This is a genomic window from Halomonas sp. C10-5, assembly GCF_057169305.1.
This window is the reverse complement of the sequence record NZ_CP175665.1, coordinates 1,943,370-1,967,920: the sequence shown is the minus strand read 5'-3', so window position 1 is coordinate 1,967,920 and position 24,551 is coordinate 1,943,370. Positions and strand designations below refer to the sequence as shown.

Here is a 24,551-nt window from a genome sequence, read left to right as displayed (position 1 = left end):
AAGCGAACACGGTTTCTTGTCGTTGGGGCGGCAGATCGCAAGGGTTTGCCCAGAGTTTTCGGCTCACTGCTAAAGATGTAACCCACACTCCCGCTGCATGCCGAAGAAACGGGTCTCCTCTTCAGTCATGCCGGGCTGCAGCGGCTGGCTGGTGTGCCAGTCGCCAACCGAGGTGTAGCCCTGTTCCCACAGTGGGTGGTAGGGCAGGTCATGCTCGGTCAGGTAACGGTGCACGTCGCGGCTGTGCCAGTCGATCAGCGGATAGACCTTGTAGCGGCCATCGCCCCGCTGCTCCACGACGGGGCGCTGCTCCCGGGTGCTGGACTGCTGGCGGCGCAGCCCGGCGAACCAGGTGCCCACCCGCAGCTCATTCAGCATCCGTTCCATCGGCTCGACCTTCATCAGCCGGTTATAGCGTGTCAGGCCTTCCTGACCCTGCTCCCAGAGCTTGCCGTGGCGCATCTCCAGATGCCCTGGCGACAGCACTGGCCTGGCCACCTTGAGGTTGAGATTCAGCCGCTCGGTCAGCTCGTCGACGAAACGGTAAGTCTCGGGAAACAGATAGCCGGTATCCACCAGCAGCACCGGCAGGTCCGGCATGATACGGGTCGCCAGGTGCAGCAGCACGGCTGACTGGATGCCGAAGCTGGAGCTGAGCACGAAGGTGCCAGGCAGGTTCTCCAGCGCCCACTCGATACGTGCTTGCGCCGACTGCGATTCGAGCAGCGCGCTGGCATGGTCGATATCGATCTCTTGCTGTAAGGCCGCAGATCCCATTGGGTCACTCCGTCTACTCGATTTCCCCTAGAGTAGAGGGCATTTGACAGATAAAAAAGAAATTAATATCTATCTTTTGATCTCTTTTTGGAATATGCGGCCATAATCGGGGTTGGTGGTTCCGGCGCCTACCTCTCGCCCCACACCACGAAGTAGGGATTGAGCTTCTCGGCGGGGGTGGCGTAGGAAAGTGCCTCGCCCTCCAGGGTCTCCACGCGGCCGCCGGCCTGCTCCACCACCGCCTGGGCGGCGCCGGTGTCCCAGAGGCAGGTGGGGCCAAGGCGTGGGTAGACGTCGGCCTTGCCCTCGGCGATCAGGCAGAGCTTCAACGAGCTACCCATGGGCACCATGTCGTGGTTGCCGAGTTGCTCCAGCCACTCGGCCAGGTCGGGGCTGGGGTGGGAGCGGCTGCCCACCACGCGCCAGGTGGCGCCCTCGGCGGGCTTGCCGGCCACGCGGATCGACGTGCGCTCGCCGCTCTTCTCCTCATCCCACGCCACCTTGAACGCCCCCACGCCCCGGGCGGCGAGATAGCTGACCTCCAACGCCGGGGCCACCACCACGCCGAGCACCGGCTTGCCGTTCTCGATCAGGGCGATGTTGACGGTGAACTCGCCATTGCGCTTGATGAACTCCTTGGTACCATCCAGCGGATCGACCAGCCAGTAGCGGCCGTTGGCATCGGCGCCGGCGAAACCCTCGGCATCCTCCTCGGAGAGCACCGGGATGCCCTCGGGCAGGGCATTCAGGCCGGCGACGATGACGTCATGTGCCGCCTTGTCGGCCTCGGTCAGCGGGCTCTTGTCCTCCTTCTCCTCGATGGAGAAGTCACGGGCGTAGACGGCCATGATGGCATCGCCGGCTTTGAGGGCGATGCTATGCACGTCGTTCAGCAGGGTAGAGAAATCCATGGGAATTCCTTGTCCAGTGGCGGTGACCCGCGCTCTTGGGTCAGACCCCGGCAAAACCCCGCCGGTGTCTGACCCGCAAACGCTGCTCAGGAGATCAGCTGGCGCTTACGCAGCATCTCGACGATGGCATCGGCGGCTTCGTCGCTGCTCATCTCGGTGGTCTTGATGTGCAGGTCCGGGGTCTCCGGTGCCTCGTAGGCCGAGTCGATGCCGGTAAAGTTCTTCAGCTCGCCGCGGCGGGCCTTCTTGTAGAGCCCCTTGGGATCACGGTCTTCGGCGACATTCAGCGGGGTATCAATGAAGATCTCGATGAATTCACCTTCCTCCACCAGGTCGCGAGCCATCTGGCGTTCGCTGCGGAACGGCGAGATGAAGGCGGTCAGCACGATCAGGCCGGCATCGACCATCAGCTTGGCCACCTCGCCCACACGACGGATGTTCTCCACGCGGTCAGCGTCGGTGAAGCCCAGGTCGCGGTTGAGGCCGTGACGCACGTTGTCACCATCCAGTAGGTAGGTGTGCTGGCCGGCGGCGTGCAGTTTCTTCTCTACCAGGTTGGCGATGGTCGACTTGCCGGCGCCAGAGAGCCCGGTGAACCACAGCACCGCCGGCTGTTGCGCCTTGGAAAGGGCACGTGCCTGCTTGTCGATATCCACGTGCTGCATATGGATGTTCTGGCTGCGCCGCAGGGCGAAGTTCAGCATGCCGGCGCCGACGGTGTTGTTGGTCATCCGGTCGATCAGGATGAAGCCACCGGTGTCGGCATTCTCCTTGTAGGGATCGAAGGCCACCGCCTTGTTCAGGCTCAGGGTGCACACGCCGATGCCGTTAAGGTCGAGTTGCTTGGCCGCGGTGTGCTCCAGGGTGTTGATGTTCACCTGGTACTTGATGTCGGTGACCGTGGCCGACATCGTCTGGGTGCCCAGCTTCATGAGATACGGGCGACCCGGCAACAGCGGCTCGTCGTGCATCCATACCAGGCTGGTCTCGAACTGGTCGGCGATCTCGGCGGGCTGATCCACACCGGAGATCACATCGCCGCGCGAGATATCGATCTCGTCCTCCAGTAGCAGGGTCACCGACTGGCCGGCGATCGCCTCGTCCAGATCACCGTCGAAGGTGTAGATCTGCTTGATGGTGCTGGACTGGCCGGAAGGCTGCACACGGATGGCATCGCCCGGCTTGATACTGCCGCTGGCGATCATGCCGGTGAAGCCGCGGAAATCCAGGTTGGGGCGGTTGACCCACTGCACCGGCATGCGGAACGGCTGACGTTGCAGGCGCTCCTCGTCCACCTCCACGGTCTCCAGGTAGGCCATCAGCGTGGGGCCGTGATACCACGGCATATGGTGGCCATGCTCGATGACGTTGTCACCCTTGAGCGCCGACATCGGGATGAAGGTGATGTCCTCGAGGCCCAGCTGTTTCGCAAATTCGCGGTACTCCTCGACGATCTCGTCGAAGCGATCCTTCGAGTACTCCACCAGATCCATCTTGTTGATCGCCACCACAATATGGCGCATGCCGATCAGCGACATCAGGAAACTGTGGCGGCGGGTCTGCGGCAGGATCCCTTGGCGCGCATCCACCATCAGGATGGCGGCATCGGCGGTGGAGGCCCCGGTGACCATGTTGCGCGTGTACTGCTCATGCCCCGGCGTATCGGCGACGATGAACTTGCGCTTGTCGGTGGAGAAGAAGCGGTAGGCCACGTCGATGGTGATGCCCTGTTCGCGCTCGGCGGCCAGGCCATCCACCAGCAGCGCGAAATCCATCTCGCCGCCCTGGGTGCCCCACTTCTTGGAATCCGCCTCGATGGCGGCCAGCTGATCCTCGAACAGCAGCTTGGACTCGAACAGCAGCCGCCCGATCAGGGTGCTCTTGCCGTCGTCGACGCTGCCGCAGGTGATGAAACGCAGCAGACCCTTGTGCTCGTGCGACTTCAGGTAGCCCTCGATGTCGCCGGCGATCATGTCGGAGGAATGAGCCATTAGAAATATCCTTCCTGCTTTTTCTTTTCCATGGAGGCAGCGCTGTCGTTATCGATAACGCGGCCCTGGCGTTCGGAGGTCTTGGTGAGCAGCATTTCCTGGATGATTGCCGGCAGGGTATCGGCCTCGGATTCGATGGCGCCGGTCAGCGGGTAGCAGCCCAGGGTGCGGAAGCGCACCTTGCGCATCATCGGCACCTCGCCCGGTTCCAGCGGCATGCGCTCATCGTCGACCATGATCAGCGTGCCGTCGCGTTCCACCACGGGGCGCTCGGCAGAGTAGTAGAGCGGCACGATGGGGATGTTCTGCAGGTAGATGTACTGCCAGATATCCAGCTCGGTCCAGTTGGAGAGCGGGAAGACACGGATCGACTCACCCTTGTGCTTGCGGGTGTTGAAGAGCCGCCACAGCTCGGGACGCTGGTTCTTCGGGTCCCAGCGGTGCTGGGCGGTACGGAACGAGAACACCCGCTCCTTGGCACGCGACTTCTCTTCGTCGCGGCGAGCACCACCGAAGGCGGCATCGAAGCCGTACTTGTCCAGTGCCTGTTTGAGGCCCTCGGTCTTCATCACATCGGTGTGGATCGCCGAGCCGTGGTCGAAGGGGTTGATGTCCTTCTCGATCCCCTCGGGGTTGATATGCACGATCAGATCCATGCCGGTTTCCTCGGCCATCTTGTCGCGGAACTCGTACATGGCCCGGAACTTCCAGCGTGTATCCACGTGCAGGAGAGGGAAGGGCGGTGGCGCCGGCGCAAACGCCTTGCGTGCCAGGTGCAGCATCACCGCGCTATCCTTGCCCACCGAGTAGAGCATCACCGGATTTTCGGTCTCGGCGACCACCTCTCGCATGATCTGGATGCTCTCGGCCTCGAGCTTTTCGAGGTGTGTCAATGTCGTCATGTTTCTTAGTCCTTGGTTAAGAAGCTGTAAGCCGTAAGCCTTGAGCTGTATGAAAACCTGACATCAAGGATTTCAGGTTTTCGCCGCGCAGCGGCGGATCGACAGCTTACGGCTTAAAGCTCCGGGCTGTGTCCGGCGGCACCATCATCAGCCGCACCTCCGGATGCTGCGACAACCAGTCGCCAATGGCCGGTGCCGCCCGGAAATAGGCGCCATGAAAGATCAGCGCCACAGGCTTTCCCTCGGCCTGGTCGAGCAGGCGCTGGAAGAGCGCCAGGTAGTCAGCGACCATCGGCGGTGTCGTCAGTACTCGGCTATACAGCACGCCACGCTTGCCGTGTAGATAGAGTTGGTAAAGCGGCGGCTCGGGCGGCGTGGCCTCCTCCGTCTCCCTCTGCAAGGGGCGGGCGATACGCACGCCACCTTGCCAGAGGCTGTCACCGACCTTGCCGACTTCCTCGAGCACTGGTGCGACCTGCTGGCGATACCAGCGCCCCGCCTGACCACGCTTGCGCTCGAGTGCTTCCAGGGCCATGGGCTCCGGCTTGAGGTCGCGTGCCTCCAGCCAGTGATCGATGGCGCGCGGTGAGACGTCATGCCCCGCCTCCGTGAGCGCATCGGCCAGGGCGCGACTGCTCCAGGCCGGCTCCGCTGTCTCCGGAAAGTTGCGCAAGCATTCATCCAGCACCTCCTGCGCCATGGCATCCAGCCGAGCCGCCTGGCCTGCTTTGCGACCCCGCGGGCGAACCGGCACAGCCTCCCAGCCGCCCTCGCGGAAGGCCTTCCAGGCGGCCGACACCGTCGGCGCCGACAAGCCAGTGCGTGTGGTGGTCTCGGCGACGGTGTGACCATCCAGTCGCAACCTTACGGCCTGCAATCGGCGCTCATTGAGCTTGTCAGGCGACAAATGTTTTGCGCTCATTAGTTGGCATAACCTTATGTTCTGTAACGAAACATCTGCTGACAATTGCAAATGACCGAAGCGCGTTATCGACAATATCATAAAAGGCCAAGTAAACTCCCACAAGCTGGATTTCCTTACCACACTGCAAAGAGCTTCAAGGACGACGCGTCATGACCTGGGCCGTGCTTTTCTCCATTGCCGGACTCCTCGGCCTGCTGATCAGTGGCGTGGTGCGCCCGGCCGTCGCCTTCGTCGGCCTGGCCGGCGCCTACCTGCTGCTGGGTCTGGTTGATACTGCCACCCTACTGGCGCAGTACACCAACCCGGCTCTGGCCACCCTCCTGCTTCTGCTTTTGGTCTCTCTGGCCCTCGAACGCACCCCGCTGCTCGATTGGCTCTCCCAGCGCCTGCTCACAGGCAGCGAGAAGACCGCCACTGCCCGATTGATGGGGGCCAGCGCCGTGCTCTCGGCATTTCTCAACAACACCGCCGTGGTGGCCGCTTTCCTGGGTGCCATCTCGCGTCAGAAGCGCATCGCCCCCTCGCGGCTGCTGATCCCGCTCTCCTACGCCTCCATCCTCGGCGGCATGACCACCCTGGTAGGCACTTCTACCAACCTGGTGGTCAACTCCTTCGCCCTGGGTAGTGGTGGCTTCGAGCTGGGCATGTTCCAGTTCAGTCTGGTGGGTATCCCCGTGGCACTGCTCACCTTCGGGGTACTGCTGTGGCGGGCGCGCAAGCTACCCGAGCATCCGCCGGAAGATACCGCGGAGAAACTCTCCTATTTCCTGGCTGCCGATCTGGAGGCCGGTTCGGAGATGGTGGGCAAGAGCATCGAGCAGAACCAGTTGCGCAGTCTCGAGGGACTCTACCTGCTGGAGCTCGAGCGGGAAGGGCGCCTGATCAGTCCGGTGGGGCCCGAGGAGATCCTGCAGGCCGGCGATACGCTGGTATTCACCGGCGAGGTGGGCAAGGTGCAGGCGCTACAGCGTTTTCCCGGGCTCAACCTGTTTGGCCACCAGGCCGATGACCTGCTGGCCACCAATCTGGTGGAGGTGGTCATTTCCCATGAATCGGAGCTGGCCGGCCAGACCCTGCAGGACGTGGACTTCCGCAGCATGTTCAACGCCGGTGTGGTGGGCATCCGTCGGGGTGGCAAGCGCCTGGAGGGGCAGCTGGGGCAGATCCCGTTGCGCGTGGGTGACTGCCTGGTGTTGGCGGTGGGCAGCGACTTTCGCCAGCACCGCAACATCGAGCGCAACTTCCACCTGCTCAGTGGCAGCTTCAAGCGCCCGCAACTCAAGCGGACCGAAAGTATACTGACCCTGGCCGGCTTCACGGCGGTGATCGGCCTGGCGGCCCTGGAGTGGTTACCGCTGTTCCACGGCCTGCTACTGCTGATGGCCGGGCTCGTAGCCGGCAAGGTGCTCAGCCCCGCCGAGCTACGCCGCCGCTTCCCCTTCGAGCTGTGGCTGATCATCGGCTCGGCGCTGGCCATCGCCCAGGGGCTGGAGAGCTCCGGCGCCGCGGCCCTGCTCGCCCAGGGCATGCAGACGCTGTTTTCCGGCTACGGCATCTACGCCGCCTTCGTGGGCTGCTACCTGATGACCCTGCTGCTTACCGAGACCGTTACCAACAACGCCGCTGCGGCACTGGCCTTCCCCATCGCCTGGACCACCGCCCAGGCCTTCGGCGCCGACCCCATGCCTTTCATCATGGCCGTGGCCTACGGGGCCAGCGCCTGCTTCCTGATCCCTTACGGCTACCAGACCCACCTGATGGTCTACTCCCCCGGCCGCTACAAGATCAGCGACTTCCTCAAGACCGGCCTGCCGGTGAGCCTCACCTACTCGGCCGGGGTGTTGGTGCTGACGCCGCTGGTGTTTCCTTTCTAATCAAACCTACATGGCGGCTTGCTTGGGGCGCGTGCTCTGAGTCCAGTAGGTCGCCTCCTACTTTACGCAACTCGACTACGTGCCGCCGGAGGGGAGAGCGGCGCGGGCTGCCTGTGCCGGATTGAGTGCCTTTCGTGCAGTGTTGGGCCCAGAACCGCGTGCCATGTATACTTTGCCGCCTATCGCCTGAACTGGATACGCGACATCGAGGAAGCAAGGATGGCCGAGGTAGTGACAGCCTTGGCGCAAGCAGCCCGTAACGAACCGTTGAGCGCAATTGTTAGCCGCTTAAGGTACCAGGCCGCCGCGCATAGTGAGGTGCCACTCAGTCGTTGGCTTAAAACGGACAAGCCATCGAACCGGGAGCGGGTTGATGCGTTACGTTGGCAGGTGGGCCCTGTAAGCCTGGATGCCAGCAAGCAACAGCTGGATTTGCCGACACTCGAGCTGCTGCTCGAGTGGGTTGAGTTGTGTGGGTTGGATCACCAGCGCAGCGCTCTCTTCGCCGGGAAGCCGGTCAATGTCAGCGATCGGCGGGCAGCCTTGCACACGGCGCTTAGATGGCCAACGGACGAGCCGGCTCCTGCTGGAAGTGAGCCGGCTGTTGAAGCGGTGCAGAGCCAAAAAGCCAAGATGGCCAACTTGGTAGAGCGGATCAGGTCTGGCGATTGGCAAGGTGCTACAGGCAAACCTATCCGCCACCTGATACATATCGGTGTCGGTGGCTCGGATCTAGGGCCGCGCCTGGCCAGCCAGGCCCTCTCCGAGGAGTGCCAGCAGGGATCCATAGATGTGTATTTTGTCTCCTGCATGGATGGCGGCCAGCTGCTTCCCCTCATGCGTACCCTGGACCCAGCCGTCACCCTTGTCGTCGTTGCCTCCAAATCCTTTGGCACCGTCGATACGCTGTTCAATCTTCGTACGGCGCTGACCTGGATCAGTGATGGCGTCGGACTCGATGAGCAGTCCGTGTGTCAGCACCAGCTGTTGGGCGTCTCTACGCGACCTGACAGGATGGCAGAGTTCGGCATTCCCACTGAGCATCAGCTAGAGTTCGAAGCTTGGGTCGGCGGTCGCTTCTCCCTGTGGTCAACAATCGGGGTGAGCCTGGCCGTGCAGATCGGCATGCCAGCCTTTGAGGCCCTGCTGGATGGTGCGCATGCCATGGATCGCCACTTTCTCGAGGCGCCGGCACATGACAATCTCCCTGTGCTGACCGCCGTGATCGGAGCTTGGAATAGCCAGTTCCTTGAGATACCCACTCATGTGGTGCTTCCCTACGACAGCCGACTCGCCCTGTTGCCTGCCTATCTCCAGCAGTTGGAGATGGAGTCCAACGGCAAGAGCTGCTCACGCGAGGGTTCACCGGTAGAGAGTCGCACCTGTCCCATTTTGTGGGGTGACCTCGGCCCTAATGCCCAGCATGCCTTCTACCAGTTACTGCATCAGGGCAGTCATACGGTGAGTGCTGATCTGCTGGCGGTGACCGAGCGCTATCAGAACGAAGACGGAGATATGCTGGAGCCGCTTCAGGATCAACAGCGTTTGACGTTGGCGAACTGCCTGGCGCAGTCACAGTTGCTGGCACTAGGCGATCAAGCGATCCCTCCCTCCCTGCGGGGGCATCTGTCACATGGCTACCGTGGCAATCATCCCCACTCGCTGTTTCTACTGAAACGGCTGACGCCCTATTCGCTGGGAATGTTGTTGGCACTCTATGAGCACAAGGTGTTTGTGCAGTCACTGCTGTGGAATCTCAACCCCTTCGACCAGCCAGGTGTCGAACTGGGCAAGCGCCTCGCCGAATCAGTTTATCTGCGCCTCAGCGGCGCACAGGCCGAAGCTGCGGAGATGGTTGATGATCTCTCAACGCAAGCGTTATTCGATGACTTCGCGCCTGGCTGTCCTAGTTGATCCTTTTTTCGAACCCCCAACGGAATTATTAACATGACGCAAGTGCGCAAAGCCATCATCCCGGTAGCAGGCTTCGGGACACGCCTTCTGCCTATCTCCAAGGCTATCCCAAAGGAGATGGTGCCGGTAGTTGATCGTCCCATCATCCAGCATGTGGTAGAAGAAGCATTGGCTGCAGGAATCCACGAGATCCTGTTGGTTACACGCACTGGAAAGTCCTCGATCGAAGATCATTTCGACACGCATTTCGAACTGGAGGCGAGCCTCGAGAAGAGCGGCAAGGACGCGATCCTGGCTATGGTCAGGGAGATCGCACCACCTGAGCTCAAGATCACCACCGTACGCCAACCGGAGGCGAAAGGGCTGGGGCATGCCGTCCACTGTGCCGCTCACCTGTTGGGTGAGGGTGAGCCCTTCGCCGTGCTACTCCCCGACGTGCTGGTCAAGCCACAACCGGGTGAAAGTGGCAATGACCTCAGTGCCATGAATGCAATATGGCAGCAATCCGGTGCTGCGCAGATCATGGTGGAGGCCGTGCCGGAAGAAGAGGTGAACCGCTACGGGATAGTGGATTGCGGTGGGGAAGAGCCTGTCAGCGGGGAAAGCCGGGCTATGCGTGGAGTGGTAGAGAAGCCCTCACCTGAAACTGCTCCCTCGCAACTTTCGGTGATCGGGCGTTACATCCTGCCTCATCGCGCGATGCAACTGCTTGCTGACCTCCCGCCCGGAGCCGGCAATGAGATTCAGCTGACCGATGCCATCGACCGCTACCTTAAGGAAGGTGGCCGCGTGGAGGCTTACCGAATGCGTGGTCGCTCCTTCGATTGTGGCAATGTGCAAGGCTGGAATGCCGCCAATGCGCAGCTCGCCAGCGAGGCCGGCCTGCTTATCGCTCTTCGGTGATTGTTGCCATCTGCAGACATGAATACTTTGAGGAGCCACACAGCAAAGTCTATGTCGTTGGTGACGCAGGTATAGCGCCCTTAGAATAGCGTAATACACAGCTGCCCGGGCGAGGGTTTCGGGTGGCAGCCAGTGTTTTCAGGGCATGGGAACCGCCCGGAACAATCCTTGGGCGGTAGCGTGCTCAGTCGCTCCTAAGCTTCTCCCAGTGGTTAGGTGTGCAGACTATTTGGGATAACAGCCACCGGAAAATGCATTTTGTGAAGAATACAGCAGGTACGAGCCGAAACGCCGATGAATGACAGCTCCGAAAATACCGGCAATGTAACGGATGCATTGCCACCGCCGGATGCGGCGCTTGCTTGGGCAAGACTCGCCATGCGCAACAGAAATTGGCAGGATGCTACCGAGAGGTGGGCCATTGTCCGTGAGGTCTACCCACGGCAAGAAGCGGCCTGGGTGCAGGCTGCGGCGGCCCACCGAAGACAGGAAGAGTTTGATGCTTCCGCACGGCTGCTAAATGAGGCAAGGCAACGCTTTCCCGCGCGCCTTGGCCCCATTCTTGGGCTTATCAGCCTGGCTTGCGATCGCGAGCTATGGGACGACGCTGAGGCCTGGGCAGCGGAGGCGCGAACTCGAGAACCGGAAAATCTCCAGTCTTGGTTGAAATCCGCTGAAGTAGCCTCGCGTCGGGGAGATCGAACGCAGGCGGAAGCCTTCAACGAGAGTGCTCGTAGCACATTTCAGGACAAGCCGAAGGTTTGGATCCAACATGCCGAACTGGCCATGCAGGACCAGGACTGGCATCAGGCATTGGAACGCTGGGCTCTGGTACGGGAGCGGTTTCCCGAGCATGCAGAGGGCTTCGTACGCGCCGCGGACGCAGCTCGCGAATTGGGTAACGAGCCTCTGGCGCGCCAGCTGCAGCTCGCGCGCGAGTATGGAAACGCCTGGCTGGAGAGCCTGACGGATAACGAGAGTGACGACGACAGCGAAGAGGAGGGCGAACACCGTGTCACCCCGCCCCAGCGGCGTAACTGGCGGACTTTCGCGGATCTTGTCTGGACCAAGGCGCGCCTCAACCTCAAGAGCGAGGCCAGCAAGAATCACCTGCGCTACCTGTGGTGGATTCTCGACCCCGTGCTCTATATGACGGTGTTCTATATCGTCTTCGGCGTATTGATGGAGCGCGGAGGACCCGGTTTCATCGCCTACCTTTTGACCGGCCTAGTGCCTTTCCAGTGGTTTGCCAAGACGGTGAGCCAGACTTCCAACTCCATCGTCGGTGGCAAGGGGCTGATGCACAAGGTGCGCATCTCGCCGCTGTTTTTCCCCTTGGTAGGCATCGTGCAGAATACCGGCAAACAACTGCTGGTATTTGCCATGCTCGGGGCCTTCCTGATCTTCTATGACCTGCCACCGACCATCCACTGGTTGGCCTTCGTACCCGTGGTATTGTCTCAGCTGTTGCTGATGGTGGTGGTAAGCTGCCTGGTGGCGATGATCATTCCCTTTATCCGCGACCTCAGCAACCTAGTGCCTACCGGCATCCAGTTCCTGCTGTTCACCAGCGGCATATTCTATACCGTGGATCGCATCCCTCAAGAATGGCAGTCGCTGTTCTTCACGAACCCCATGGCCAATATCCTCTTTCAATATCGGCAGATCTTCGTCGAGAACCAATGGCCCGTGTGGAGCATGCTGGGTTGGGTGGTGCTGGGCTCGCTGATTGGCCTCGGTATCGTGCTATGGCTTTACCACCGGCTAGAGCCGGTATTCCCCAAGGTAGTGATTGAGTAATGTCAGGTCAACGAAGCGAGATAATTATTTCATTGAAGGATGTGGGTGTTCGTTACAAGCGTCGTGGCGGATTATTTCGCAAGCCTGAGTACTACCAGGCGTTGGAGGGAGTCAGCTTCGATATTCATCGTGGCGAGTCACTGGGTATAGTGGGACGCAACGGCGCTGGCAAATCCACGTTGCTCAAAGTCATCGCCGGCATCATTCAACCGGATAGCGGCGTAGTGATTAACCATGGAGTAACCGCCTCTCTACTGACACTCCAAGCGGGATTCGACCCCGAGTTGCCGGGTATTGATAACGCCATTCTGGGAGGTATGTTGATGGGCTATACAAGGAAACAAGTAGAAGCAAGGTTAGATGATATCTCTAAGTTTTCTGAACTTAGAGAGTTTATGTATGAGCCTGTAAAGACATATTCGTCAGGCATGCGGTCTAGGTTGGGGTTTTCGATAGCGATGTATATGAGCCCTGATGTCCTTTTGCTTGATGAGATATTAAGTGTCGGAGACCAATCTTTTAAGCAGAAAGCAGAGTCTGAGATGATGAAAAAAATCCATTCAAATCAAACTGTCGTTTTGGTTTCGCATTCTCAGCATCAGATAGATAGAACTTGTGGAAGGAAGATCAAGTTAGAGTCGGCACAAAAATGAAAACTATATATCTTCATGTTGGTGCTCACAAGACTGGGTCTACGGCAGTGCAAAGCTTTTTTAGCTTGAATAGAGAGAAACTTATAAAAAGAGGGGTGCTTTACCCAAAGTTTGATCATTATCAAGAGCTTCCCCATCATATTATCCTAAGACCACTTGTTGAACCTCGCATAAATGACCATATTTGGGATTTTCCGCATTCTGAACATATCGGCTCAGTAGATACAATAAGAAATATATTAAATGAAGAAGCGGAGGAGAGTCAGTGTGACTCTTTGCTGATAAGTACAGAATTTCTTTTTGTCAACAAACCCATTTTTGGGAATATTGTGTGCGGTGCCAATTTTGCGAAATATGCCAAAGAACTTTTTGCGGGATATAAAATAAAGCCTATAGTTTATCTGAGGAATCAATGTGACTGGATCGAGTCATGCTATGTAGAGGCAGTTAAAGGGGCGCACACTTGCTATTATGGATCTTTTGATGAATATTTTTCGGAAAATAAAGGGGCTTTGGATTACCGTCAATATTTGGAGCCTTGGGTTAAAGAATTTGGTGAAGATTTAAGCGTAAGATGTTACGAGCATTATAAAAAAGAGGGTGTGGAGGAAGATTTAATAAATTTTTTGGGTTTTCCATACGATGGTAGTGAGTTTTCAAAGGTAAATAGAGCTGTGTCGAATGTGGGGATATCTAAAGAAGGTGTAGAAATAATAAGAGCCTTCAATTACCTCAATAGCAGAAGGGTTCATGGAGATAAATATATATTCCCATATACAAACAAAGAGCTTGAAGAGAAAGGGTATTTTGGCAAAGAAGGGTATTTAACAAAAGATCAATGCCAGGAAATATATGATGATTTGTATGATGGAAATAAGGAAATCGAGAAACTGTTCTCATCGAATGTCCTTGATGATACATGGCAAGAAGTATTGAAAAGTAGGGGGGGCTCAAATGAGCGTCCTGTTGAAATGTATGCATCAGCAGAGTTAATAAAAGACTTATGTGAAAGCAAGGCGAATTTTGACAGAGGGCTGTTTAATAGTGAAGGAAAATTGAGCGAGATCAATAGCTCTATTTTAGATAATGAAAACAAGCTTAAGAAACTTTGTAATTTAATATCGGAAGTTGATAAAAAACTAGATTCTATTTGCAAGGATGTATATTGCATCAATGAAGCGGTTGAGAAGAATCTTGAGAAATATTATTCATTAACACAGAAAACAAATTCTATAGAAGAAACGATCGTGGAGCTAAGTAATAAAATGGGAGAGAGTAGGGTAGAGAAGGTGCTAAAATTGTTGGGGAAGAAGGATTAGTGCAATGGAGAATGTTATAATACATATTGGAACTCCAAAGACCGGCACAACAGCACTGCAAAGGTTTTTATACCTAAACTCTAAGAAAATGGAGGCAGCAGGGTTTTTATATCCCAAAGAGTTGTGTCATCAGGAGGGGCCCCACTACTCAGTCACTTGGGCCATAGAAGATAATGATGATCAGGTGAAGAGAAAGTTAGATGACATAATAAAGAAAAGCAAGGCGCATACACTAATTATTTCATCTGAAAATTTTTCGGCACCAAGATATCAATCGCCTCTTGCAGTAGGAAAGACAATTGATTTTTTCAAAAGTCTTGGATTCAGGCTTCCGAATATAAAAGTTTTAGTTTATCTAAGAAGGCAGGATGAGTATTATGAGTCGATTTATAATGAGAGAATTAAAAATCATGGTGTGGGGATGCCAATAGGAAAGACAGTGGCACCGCTGGACTACTATTATCTTCTTGGCTTGTGGTCAGAAAAGGTAGGGAAAAAAAATATAATTGCTAGGGTTTACGAAAAACAAAAGTTTCTTGGCGGTAGTATATTTTCTGATTTCTGTCATGGGATCAATTATAAAATGGATGGGAAGGAGAAGTCTCCGGCGGGGGATGTAAACAAGAAACTTTCTCCATATGAAGTTGAAATTTTCAGAGTCGTAAATGGGGTTCCAATGGACTTGGAAAAAAGGAGAGAAATGAATGAATTTATAAGAGAAACCTTATCGGATTGTTTGACGGATATAGAAAGAAATCATACCTTGCTTGGTAAGGAGGAGAAAGAAAAAATATTGTCAATCTATCAAGGAACTAATAAACTTATAGAAGAGGAGTATGATATAAAAGAAAAGCCAATTTTCAGTTCATTTTTAGATGCGAAATCTGCTGAAATGAATCCAGAAAGAATTAGTGAGCTAATGGCGAAGGTCATAGTAGAACTTTGGGAATCAAGGAAAACTCGGTAATTTTTAAGAGGAGGTGTTTGTGAGGGTAGCCCAGGTCAGTAAAGCGGATTCATTTGGAGGAGGAGCTAGCCAAGTAGCGGAACTTTTATACAATGGGCTACATAACCGAGGTTATTTTTCTCATCATCTCACGAGTTGGGCGGGTAAGGGGTATGAAGATAACCGATATCCTTTGTATGGAAAATATGAAAGAGAAATCAGAAAGCTTCACCTTATTACAAAGAAGCTCTTTGTCCCGGAGCTGATGCCATATGAGATTTTCCCACTACGGCGTCATGATCAACGTTCAAACTATAATCTGTTACACTTTCATGACCTTTCTTCAGCCATATCACCTTTAACTCTTGAATATATTTCTAAGAAGATTCCAGTAGTTTGGACGATACATGACTGTTCAGCTGTAACTGCAGGCTGTCTTTACCCTATGGGGTGTGAGAAATATAAAAGCACATGTGTGTCATGTCCGCAAAAAGGGCAGTGGCCTATGGACTCAAAGATAGACCTCTCTTTTATTGGCCATTATATGAAAAAAAGCCTCCACAAGACTAGGAGGATTAATTTGGTCACTCCATCACAATGGATGGCAGATTTTATCCATGGTAGTGGTTTGGTGGATCATGATATTAAGGTCATCTCTAACGGCATTGATACCAGCGCTTTTACACCATCTGCCACAAGCGATGTTGGTAAAAAAATCAGCAGCAAGCGAGGAATAAAGGTACTCCTATCATCAGGGGATATTCTCGATGAAAGGAAAGGTATCAAGTTTTCGCTTCAGGTTTTGAAAAAGCTTAAGCACTTAAATCCGGTAGTCATCGTTGCCGGAAATGTATCTGATGAAGCCAAAAAACTATTCTCTGAGTTTGATACGTTCTACGCCGGGTATGTTTCAGACAAACAGGTCATGGCCTCCCTGTACTCTACAGCTGATATTTTCCTGTTTTGTTCGCTGGCAGATAATCAGCCCCTCGCTGTAATGGAGTCCTTGGCCTCCGGAACACCCGTATATGGATTCAAGACGGGCGGAATCCCTGAAATGATCATGGATGGTGCTAACGGGCATCTAGTAGAACAGATGGATGTGGGTGGGCTAGCAAGGATCATTGAGAATGACTTAAATGCTGGTCGGGTAAAGCGGATGGGTATTGCGGCACGTAATGATGCGGTTAAAAAGTATGATGTAAATTTTATGGTCGATAATTATATTTCGCATTATGAAAATTTGGTCAGCAAATTTTTAAGCTGTGTGTGAGGGGTAGCCAGTGTCCAGCTTTGATTCGGTGTTTAAGCAGGTTGTTAATATTTTTTCCAAGCAAGATATTAGTGTTTTTTCACTCGATGTGTTTGACACGATTCTGCATCGTTCCTGTCCGCCTCAAGTAGTATTGGACACAGTAGATAGGTTCGTTGTTGCCAAAGCGGATGCTTGCGGTCTAGATATTACGATTGATCAAGTAAAGCACGCGCGGGGAGAAGCCTATCTTCGCTGTGCCAATAAAAACGCTGAATCTGGGCTTGATCAGGAAACTCATGTTGAGGATTTCTTTCCCGTATGGATGGAATTAGTAGGGTTCGAGAGAAATATTGCTCATACGATTGCCAATGAAGTAGTTGAATATGAACTTGAGCTCGAGGAACGGGTGCTATATTGCGACCCAGGTATGATTGAGCTGATACGTCATGCTGTAAAGCGCGACATTCGCGTAGTTTATTGCTCGGATATGTATCTCCCAGGGTATTTTATTGATCGTATTCTAGATAAGTTTGGTGTTCTTGAGTTTTTTAGTGGGCGCTATGTTTCATCCGAATATAAGAAACTGAAAAGGACTGGGCAGCTTTTTGAAGTGGTTTTAAGATCCGAGGCGGTGGCTCCCGAACAGGTTGTGCATATTGGAGATAATGTCACGTCGGATTATTTGAAGTCCAAATCAGCTGGGATGCACAGCGTATGGCTGCATGAGACACCTTACTTGAGGCGTCGTGCCTCGTTAGATTATGACTATGATCATTGCCAGGATGAGTGCGCTAAAGCATTTCTTTCCGCTGAACTTGGCTCTTTTTACACTGAAAGCTCTAGCCTCCCTTATTCGATAGGGCGAAAATTTTTAGGACCAGCCTATACGTCCTTTGTCGCTGATGTTATTGAAAAAGCAAAATTTCACAAAATAGAGAAGGTGTTTTTTTTAGCCCGCGAGGGGTATGCATTAAAACGTATCTATGATGTTTTGGCATCATCTCTCAAGGACAGCACTCCTCCTTCAAGTTACATTGCGGGATCACGTATAATAAGCTTGCTTTATTCTGTTGATACGGGTTTAAGTCTTCGCCATCTTGCTGATATATTCTCGAATACTTCTCATTTTACAGTTAAGAACATTTTGTCTCCATTTTCTTTGTCAGAAGAGTTTTTGGAGAAGGTGTGCAAAAGAAATGGTATTTTATATGATCAGGCGCTGCCGCCAAATTTCCTGGAGTGGCCGCCTTTTATCCGCATCTCCGAGGACACGGAACTTAATCAGCTTATAGCTCAGAAGGCTAGTGAGCACCGAGATCTCTATACTCAGTACCTTAAAGAGGTTGGACTGATCGGTACTGGGCGTGTGATGGTTGTGGATGTCGGCTGGGGGGGGCAAATTCAAGATAATTTATTCAGGGGATTACAGATAGCAGGTCACGAGCCAGAGTTCATGACAGGCTGTTATCTAGCCTTGAACGAAAAAGCCCATCACCGGAAGTTGCCTGGCAGCTGGAAGGAGTGGTCTTTGGCGGATAAGGGGCATCTGGAATGGAATGGATACTCCTGCTTTGACACCGTATTTATTTATGAAGCTGCTGTTCGTGCACCACATGGCACTGTCTTACGTCTTGAGAAGAGCGACATCGATGGAAGCGTCTATCCAGTGCTCAAGTCAGAGGAGCAGACATCGCGGGGTGTCGAATTAAAGGATGATCCGGCCTTAGCACAACTTCAGAAAGGGATTATCGATTTTTCCGAATCTTTTTCACTAGTCACAGAACTTTATCCCGACTTTGGCTATAAGGCATTGATGCCTTACGCCTTGTCGTGCCTCTCCGCTGTTAATAGATTTCCTGAGTTTAAAGATTATAATTGGCTCGCATCGGTAGGCAATGTCGCTGATTTAGGCTCAGATCAAGTAAATATTGCGGGCGCTACTTTTTCTAAGAAATTATCTTTTTCCCTAAGGCGTGCCATCTTGGATGCGTCTTGGCGCGAGTTTGTTGCATTTAACTCTCTAGGGATTTTTGGTGTTGCCTATCTGTCGATCATTAAATATGGGCGGTCAATTCCCCATCGGCTTCACGCCTTAATTCCAGGTATCCCATTTCCCGAAATTTCTAATGAAAAAATGTCGAGTTCATTCCGATCTGGGTCTAAATGCTTTACTAACTATAAAGTCGAGTCGTTTCTTTATGATTTGGCTGAAAAGGAGCATTGCACCATGCACGAAAAAGGTGCTCGGGAAGCGGCTTGGGTTAGTGCTAGATACAAGGACGTGTTGACAAAAAAGATTGTAGTTAATTTCTTGGTATATAAGCTTGTGAATATCTCTTTGAGATTTAGGAAGCGGCATCGCTTTTATAATAATGGGTTGGCTCTCAGGTATGTTGTAAAGCGAAGTGCGTACTCTAAAGTATTTCAAATAAATTCCATGCTTAAGAAATATGGCGTTAAGAAATGAGAAGGAAAATTTCTCTGAAATTCCCCTTATTCTATGATTGGCTGCTTAATTTATTTCGTTATTTAAAAATTAAAAAAGGAAATGAATGGAAGTGTAGAGTGTCGGCTCCGGAGGCTTATTTTCAGCCTTTAACTCTTCCTTCTGATGAGATAGGAGCCGGAAGGGCTCCAATATGCCTATTCGCTATTCATTGGTTTTCTCCAAGCGGAGCGGAATATTATGCTCTTGAGTGCGCTCGTCTTGCCCGCGAAGAAGGATTCAAAATTGTGTGGCTGGTGGACTTTCCTACTGGTGAGGGTGGGTGGGAAAAAAAATTTATGGACATTTCATCAAATGCTGTTCTAATTTGGAAGGAGGTAAGTCCTATCTCTTCAATTATGGAGAGATTTCGTAATTCCGAGGGGGCCGTAAAAGCAATACATATCCATCATTCATACTATGCCTATGATCACTTGGATGAATTGAAGTCGCTTTTCCCGGAAGCCAGTGTAATTGATTCAACCCATATTATTGAGATTTCTGATGGAGGATTTCCTCGTCGTTCTCTGAACGCAGGCGATAAGATTGATATACGTAATCCTATATCTCAAGGGTTGTCTGACTACTTTGAAGATCATGGTGTTGTTAGAGATTCTATTTTTCGTACGGCAATTACTCCTCCATTTTGCAATGTTGAAAAAGTCAGTAATGAAGTTTTTTCAATAGGTGTGATTGGTCGACTTTCTCAGCAGAAACGGCCATATCTAATTCCTTTCTTTCTGAAGAATCTAGACCGCTGCCTGCGAGAGGAATCATTTTGTAGTGTTGTTAACTTTTATATTTTTGGTTATGGCCCATATTTAAAATACTTTAAGAGTTTCCCGGGTTTTGGGCGGATTAATATCTGCCTGAAAGAAAATTGTTATGAAAAGGATGAGATGTATGGTGGGCTTAGTTGCGTACTGCAGCTAAGCGAGAATGAGGGGGTTTCACTAGTCAGTTATGAGTCAGCATCTTATTGTGTTCCCTTCGTCGCTACGGATGTAGGGCAGCAAGCTGAGATGGTACACCCCGACATGTTATTGCCAAGAAACCCCAGGCAGGCAGTGAAAAAGGCAGCAAAAATTATTTCCGACATGATAATTAATCCAGAAAAATACAGCTATGTTATTGAATGGCAGAAAGATCGGTTGATTTTTCTTCGTGATCAATATGAATATAAGAATAGGATGAGTCAGCTATATCGGAGGCTACTTGGCTAGTAGAAATATTTTGATGGTAGGCGCCGGCTTCTCCGGCGCGGTAATAGGCCGCAAACTCGCCGAGGCTGGACACGAAGTCACCATTGTGGATGCGCGTTCTCATATCGCCGGCAACTGCCATACTGAGCGTGATGGCGAGACCGGAGTAATGGTGCATTCTTACGGCCCGCATATCTTTCATACCGACGATCAGGAGGTGTGGGATTACGTCAATCGCTTCATGCCCTTCAAGCCCTATGTGAACAGAGTGAAGGCGACTTCCAGAGGGCAGGTGTTCTCGCTGCCGATCAACCTGCACACAATCAACCAGTTCTTCGGCAAGACCATGCGCCCGGACGAGGCCCGTGCCTTCATCGAGGCCCAGGCCGATACCTCCATCGAGGATCCGCAGACCTTCGAGGAGCAGGCGCTGCGCTTCGTGGGCTGGGATCTCTACGAGGCCTTCTTCAAGGGGTACACACAGAAACAGTGGGGCTGCCATCCCAGCGAGCTGCCGGCCAGCATCCTCAAGCGGCTTCCGGTGCGCTTCAATTACAACGACAACTATTTCTTCCACCGCTTCCAAGGCATGCCGGAGCGCGGCTATACCCGTCTGGTGGAGGGCATCCTCGATCACCCGAACATCACTGTGCACCTGAACACCCACTTCGAACGCAGCCAGGTGGAGGCGTACGATCATGTGTTCTACTCCGGTCCGCTGGACGGCTTCTTTGACTACGAGCTGGGCCGGCTGGGCTACCGTACGCTGGATTTTGAGCGCTTCACCCACCAGGGAGACTACCAGGGCTGCGCAGTGATGAACTATGGCGAGGAAACGGTGCCGTATACCCGCATCACCGAGCACAAGCACTTCTCGCCCTGGGAGGAGCACGAGGCCAGTGTGTGCTACCGAGAGTTCAGTCGGGCCTGTGAGCCGGAGGACGTGCCGTATTATCCTATCCGGCTGGTGAATGAGAAGGCGCTGCTCGCTCAGTATGTGGAGAAGGCCAGGCAGCACGATAAGGTGACCTTTGTGGGGCGCCTGGGCACCTATCGCTATCTCGATATGGACGTGACCATTCGTGAGGCGCTAGATACCGCCCAGGGTTTCCTCGAACGTGTTAACAATGACGAGCCCGTGCCGACGTTCTTCGTCGAGATCTAGACCGGGCTCACGAACATAGTGACTAGCAAACGGAATGCCTGACAATCAACCAATCAAGACACCGCCATCGGCCGCCATGCGACTGGTGGCGGTGATCGTTTCCTTCAACCGCCGCGAACACCTCAAGCAGGGGGTGGCGGCGGTACTCGACGAGCCCGTTGCAGGGCTGGTAGTGGTGGATAACGGCTCCACCGATGGCAGCCGCGAATGGTTGGCCGACCAGAACGACCCACGCCTGCATGTTCTCACTCCGGATCAAAACCTCGGCGGTGCCGGGGGGTTCGAGCTGGGTTTCCGCGAGGCGCTCGAGGCCTTCCAGCCCGACTGGCTGGTGTGCTTCGACGATGATGCTCGCCCGGCACCGGGGGCTCTGGGTACCTTCATGGAAGAGGAACTTGAAGGCGTCGACGGGGCCGCGGCGGCAGTCTACTACCCAGATGGGCGAATCTGCGAAATGAACCGTCCGAGTTGGAACCCTTTCTGGCATGGCAAGCTGTTGTGGCGTACTGCCCTAGGAGTATTTACCGGACAGTCTCGAGAGGGCTTTCATCTGGCCGATCGCCACTATACAGCGGGGCGGCGAGTCGAGATCGATTCGTCGTCCTTTGTGGGCTGCTTCGTGCGTGCGGATGCCGTACGGCGTATCGGCTTGCCGAGGGGCGAGCTCTTCATCTACGGCGATGACATAATCTATACCCTGAGCTTACGCAAGGGGGGAGGGCGCCATGTCTTCCTGCCGGGCGTGCGCTTCGTGCATGACTGCTCCACCTTCCAGGGAGAAGTGGTGCGCTATTCTCCGCTATGGAAGGCCTACTACACCTATCGCAATGGCCTGGTGATGTACCGGATAGCGGCTGGTGGTTGGTTCCCACTGGTTCTTCCAGTAAAAGTGCTAAGTTGGATTTCAGCGGTGCGCCATTACCCCGATAAGCGCCAGTATCTGCGGCTCTGCTGGGAGGCCTTGCGTGATGGGTTGAGTCGCTATCCGGGCCGCTCCCACGATGAGCTGGCAAGGCGGTATCCCTGATGGCCAGGGCCAAGACTCTTTCGGGGTTCGATGCCTACTCGCATGTAGCCGCGCGCCTTGCTGATGCCTTCGCGCTGATCGCCGGGGGCTTCATGGCTTACTGGATGCGTTTCGGTTACCTCGTCGACATGGTCGAGCGCTACCAGTGGATGATGCTCTCGGGTATGCTGTTGGGGCTGACCATCTTCGGCTCATGCGGGATATATCGCTCCTGGCGCGGTGCGGTTCGCGTCGAATTGGTGGTGCGTATCGTCCATGCATTCGTGATCTTGGGCGGGGTCATCTTCACCTACCTCTACTTCACCAAGACCGGTGAGCGTTTCTCACGCCTCTGGCTCGGGCTATGGCTCACTAATGCCTTGGTGCTAAGCGTCGGCGCGCGCACTGTAGCCTATCCGATACTAAATCGGCTGCGTAGCCGGGGGAAGAATCGTAAGAGCATTGTCCTCATTGGTGATCTCAACTCCTGCCTGATCGCGCATCGACATATCATGACTCAGCCCTCTGCAGGCTTCGATGTCAGTGCCGTTCGGCTGATGAACGAGGGAAGTTGCCACAAGATTGATGTGCCCGATTGTCGCGCCTTCGATAGGCAGCGTGACAGCAGCATCGTAAGTGATGAGGTCTGGGTTTGTCTGCCTCTGGCTCGTGGCAAATTGGTCGAGGAGATTCTAAGTAACCTGGATCACTGTGTCGGTAATGTTCGTTACATGCCGGACATGAAGGGGCTGCGGTTACTCAATCACGATATCTCGACCGTGGCCGGACTGTACCTGTTCGATATGAGCTGCAGCCCGATGAGCGGCAAGGCTCGCTTGATCAAGGCAGTGGAAGATAAGTTGCTCGCTGGCCTGGCGCTAATACTGCTGTCTCCCCTGATGCTATTGATTGCCCTGGCGGTGAAACTGACTTCGCCCGGGGCGGTGCTCTATCGGCAGGAGCGCATGAGTTGGAACGGCGATCGTTTTCAGATGCTGAAGTTTCGCAGCATGTCTGTAGACAATGAAGCGGATAGCGTCCGCTGGGGTGGCGCCGCCACCAAGAAAGTGACGCTTGTAGGACGGCTGCTGAGACGCTCCAGCCTGGATGAATTGCCACAGCTGATCAATGTGTTGAAGGGGGATATGTCGCTGGTCGGCCCCCGACCCGAACGCACTGTCTTCGTCGAACGCTTCAAGCACGAGATTCCCGGCTACATGCAGAAACACATGGTGCATGCCGGTATCACGGGCTGGGCCCAGGTGCATGGTTGGCGGGGGGATACCGACCTCAAGATGCGTATCGAGCACGACCTCTGGTATATCGACAACTGGTCGGTGTGGCTGGATCTCAAGATTCTCTTTCTTACCGTGTGGCGAGGGTTCTTTCACCCCAACGCACAGTGATCTACTCAAGGATGGTAACCATGCAGGTACTGGTGACTGGAGGCGCAGGCTACATTGGCTCCCACACCGTGGTCGAACTGCTTCACGCGGGTCACGAGGTCGTCGTCATTGATAACCTCTGCAACGGCTCTCGAGAGTCCGTAAGGCGTGTGGAGCGCATCACCGGGAGAGTGGTGCACTTCGTCAAGTGTGATATCCGCGATCGGCAAGCGCTTGATAGTGTCTTTGCTGAGTATGCCATCGAGGCGGTGATCCATTTCGCCGGTCTCAAGGCAGTGGGAGAGAGCGTGGACATGCCGCTTGCCTACTACGACAACAATGTCAATGGCACCCTGGTGCTGTGCGAGGCGATGGCGGCTGCCGGCGTGCACCGCATCATCTTCAGCTCCTCGGCGACCGTGTACGGCAGCGAGGCGCCGGTGCCCTATCTCGAAAGCATGCCGCGCGGCACCACGTCCAACCCCTATGGCACCTCCAAGGCGATGGTGGAGAAGGTGCTGGAAGACCTGGCTACGGCCGACAAGCGCTGGTCTGTGGCGTTGCTGCGCTACTTCAATCCCATCGGCGCGCACCCCTCTGGGCTGATCGGGGAGGATCCCCAGGGTATCCCCAACAATCTGATGCCCTTTATCGCGCAGGTGGCTGTGGGCCGCCGCGATGAGTTGACTATCTTCGGCAACGACTATCCGACAACGGATGGCACCTGCGAGCGGGACTACCTGCATGTGGTGGACTTGGCAGTAGGGCACCTCAAGGCGTTGAAGGCACTGGAGGCGCCAGGTGTCTCCGTCTATAACCTGGGCACCGGCCAGGGTGTTTCAGTACTGGAGATGGTCAAGAGCTTCAAGGGCGTGACGGGTGTAGAGGTGCCGTATCGCTTCGGTGACCGCCGCCCCGGCGACTTACCGGCGTTCTGGGCGGATGCTGCCAAGGCAGAGCGCGAGCTTGGCTGGGCCACCGAGAAGAACCTCGATGACATGATGGCGGATACCTGGCGCTGGCAGTCAGCCAATCCGCAAGGCTACGCAGAGTAGCGAACGACAGGAATCACGCGTGCTAGAATGGCCGGCCTTGTGCCGGCCATTTCTGTTTCTGGCCCCTGGAATTCCCGACCACC

Annotated in this window: 19 protein-coding genes; 14 read left to right on the top strand and 5 right to left on the bottom strand. The window is 54.3% G+C overall.

Annotation, left to right across the window (positions count from 1 at the left end; genetic code table 11):
- Window positions 1-69: 69 nt before the first annotated feature.
- The 5 genes from ACJ7IV_RS09150 to ACJ7IV_RS09130 form a co-directional block, all read right to left on the bottom strand.
- The gene (locus ACJ7IV_RS09150; protein WP_483864124.1) at window positions 70-777 is read right to left on the bottom strand and encodes a phosphoadenylyl-sulfate reductase; all 708 of its coding nucleotides are present in this window, start codon (window positions 775-777) and stop codon (window positions 70-72) included.
- Between the two features lie 128 nt (window positions 778-905).
- A complete protein-coding gene (gene cysQ / locus ACJ7IV_RS09145) occupies window positions 906-1,688 on the bottom strand; it encodes a 3'(2'),5'-bisphosphate nucleotidase CysQ (RefSeq protein ID WP_483864123.1) in 783 nt (260 codons plus the stop codon).
- A gap of 86 nt (window positions 1,689-1,774) precedes the next feature.
- Window positions 1,775-3,679 (bottom strand): sulfate adenylyltransferase subunit CysN, encoded by a 1,905-nt coding sequence (gene cysN, locus ACJ7IV_RS09140; RefSeq protein ID WP_483864122.1) that lies wholly within the window; start codon window positions 3,677-3,679, stop codon window positions 1,775-1,777.
- On the bottom strand, window positions 3,679-4,581 hold the full coding sequence (gene cysD, locus ACJ7IV_RS09135) for a sulfate adenylyltransferase subunit CysD (RefSeq protein ID WP_483864121.1): 903 nt from the start codon (window positions 4,579-4,581) through the stop codon (window positions 3,679-3,681). The genes cysN and cysD overlap by 1 nt, the downstream gene beginning before the upstream one ends.
- A gap of 106 nt (window positions 4,582-4,687) precedes the next feature.
- Window positions 4,688-5,608 (bottom strand): helix-turn-helix domain-containing protein, encoded by a 921-nt coding sequence (locus ACJ7IV_RS09130; protein WP_483864120.1) that lies wholly within the window; start codon window positions 5,606-5,608, stop codon window positions 4,688-4,690.
- 47 nt (window positions 5,609-5,655) lie between these two features.
- Between ACJ7IV_RS09130 and ACJ7IV_RS09125 the strand changes: the two genes are divergently transcribed.
- The 14 genes from ACJ7IV_RS09125 (at window position 5,656) to galE (ending at window position 24,468) form a co-directional block, all read left to right on the top strand.
- Window positions 5,656-7,380 (top strand): SLC13 family permease, encoded by a 1,725-nt coding sequence (locus ACJ7IV_RS09125; RefSeq protein ID WP_483864119.1) that lies wholly within the window; start codon window positions 5,656-5,658, stop codon window positions 7,378-7,380.
- A 219-nt stretch (window positions 7,381-7,599) separates the two neighbouring features.
- Window positions 7,600-9,294 (top strand): glucose-6-phosphate isomerase, encoded by a 1,695-nt coding sequence (pgi, locus tag ACJ7IV_RS09120; RefSeq protein WP_483864118.1) that lies wholly within the window; start codon window positions 7,600-7,602, stop codon window positions 9,292-9,294.
- A 33-nt stretch (window positions 9,295-9,327) separates the two neighbouring features.
- Window positions 9,328-10,197: a UTP--glucose-1-phosphate uridylyltransferase gene (locus ACJ7IV_RS09115; RefSeq protein WP_483864117.1), complete on the top strand. Its 870-nt coding sequence runs from the start codon at window positions 9,328-9,330 to the stop codon at window positions 10,195-10,197.
- Window positions 10,198-10,491: 294 nt separating this feature from the next.
- The gene (locus ACJ7IV_RS09110) at window positions 10,492-11,997 is read left to right on the top strand and encodes an ABC transporter permease (RefSeq protein ID WP_483864116.1); all 1,506 of its coding nucleotides are present in this window, start codon (window positions 10,492-10,494) and stop codon (window positions 11,995-11,997) included.
- Window positions 11,997-12,650 carry an ABC transporter ATP-binding protein gene (locus ACJ7IV_RS09105; protein WP_483864115.1) on the top strand — a complete coding sequence of 218 codons (654 nt, stop codon included), beginning with the start codon at window positions 11,997-11,999 and terminating at the stop codon, window positions 12,648-12,650. Before ACJ7IV_RS09110 ends, ACJ7IV_RS09105 begins: the two co-directional genes overlap by 1 nt.
- Window positions 12,611-13,969 carry a hypothetical protein gene (locus ACJ7IV_RS09100; RefSeq protein WP_483864114.1) on the top strand — a complete coding sequence of 453 codons (1,359 nt, stop codon included), beginning with the start codon at window positions 12,611-12,613 and terminating at the stop codon, window positions 13,967-13,969. The genes ACJ7IV_RS09105 and ACJ7IV_RS09100 overlap by 40 nt, the downstream gene beginning before the upstream one ends.
- Before the next feature lie 4 nt (window positions 13,970-13,973).
- Window positions 13,974-14,936: a hypothetical protein gene (locus ACJ7IV_RS09095; protein WP_483864113.1), complete on the top strand. Its 963-nt coding sequence runs from the start codon at window positions 13,974-13,976 to the stop codon at window positions 14,934-14,936.
- A 19-nt stretch (window positions 14,937-14,955) separates the two neighbouring features.
- On the top strand, window positions 14,956-16,188 hold the full coding sequence (locus tag ACJ7IV_RS09090; RefSeq protein ID WP_483864112.1) for a glycosyltransferase: 1,233 nt from the start codon (window positions 14,956-14,958) through the stop codon (window positions 16,186-16,188).
- A 10-nt stretch (window positions 16,189-16,198) separates the two neighbouring features.
- Window positions 16,199-18,637 carry an HAD family hydrolase gene (locus tag ACJ7IV_RS09085; protein WP_483864111.1) on the top strand — a complete coding sequence of 813 codons (2,439 nt, stop codon included), beginning with the start codon at window positions 16,199-16,201 and terminating at the stop codon, window positions 18,635-18,637.
- A complete protein-coding gene (locus ACJ7IV_RS09080; protein WP_483864110.1) occupies window positions 18,634-19,878 on the top strand; it encodes a glycosyltransferase in 1,245 nt (414 codons plus the stop codon). Before ACJ7IV_RS09085 ends, ACJ7IV_RS09080 begins: the two co-directional genes overlap by 4 nt.
- A 13-nt stretch (window positions 19,879-19,891) precedes the next feature.
- Window positions 19,892-21,022, top strand: coding sequence for a UDP-galactopyranose mutase (gene glf, locus ACJ7IV_RS09075; protein WP_483864109.1), 1,131 nt, complete (start codon window positions 19,892-19,894; stop codon window positions 21,020-21,022).
- A 34-nt stretch (window positions 21,023-21,056) separates the two neighbouring features.
- The gene (locus tag ACJ7IV_RS09070; protein WP_483864108.1) at window positions 21,057-22,049 is read left to right on the top strand and encodes a glycosyltransferase; all 993 of its coding nucleotides are present in this window, start codon (window positions 21,057-21,059) and stop codon (window positions 22,047-22,049) included.
- Complete coding sequence (locus tag ACJ7IV_RS09065; RefSeq protein ID WP_483864107.1) at window positions 22,049-23,434, top strand: undecaprenyl-phosphate glucose phosphotransferase; 1,386 nt, start codon at window positions 22,049-22,051, stop codon at window positions 23,432-23,434. The genes ACJ7IV_RS09070 and ACJ7IV_RS09065 overlap by 1 nt, the downstream gene beginning before the upstream one ends.
- Before the next feature lie 20 nt (window positions 23,435-23,454).
- Window positions 23,455-24,468, top strand: a complete 1,014-nt coding sequence (galE, locus tag ACJ7IV_RS09060) for a UDP-glucose 4-epimerase GalE (RefSeq protein WP_483864106.1) — start codon at window positions 23,455-23,457, stop codon at window positions 24,466-24,468.
- Window positions 24,469-24,551 lie beyond the last annotated feature (83 nt).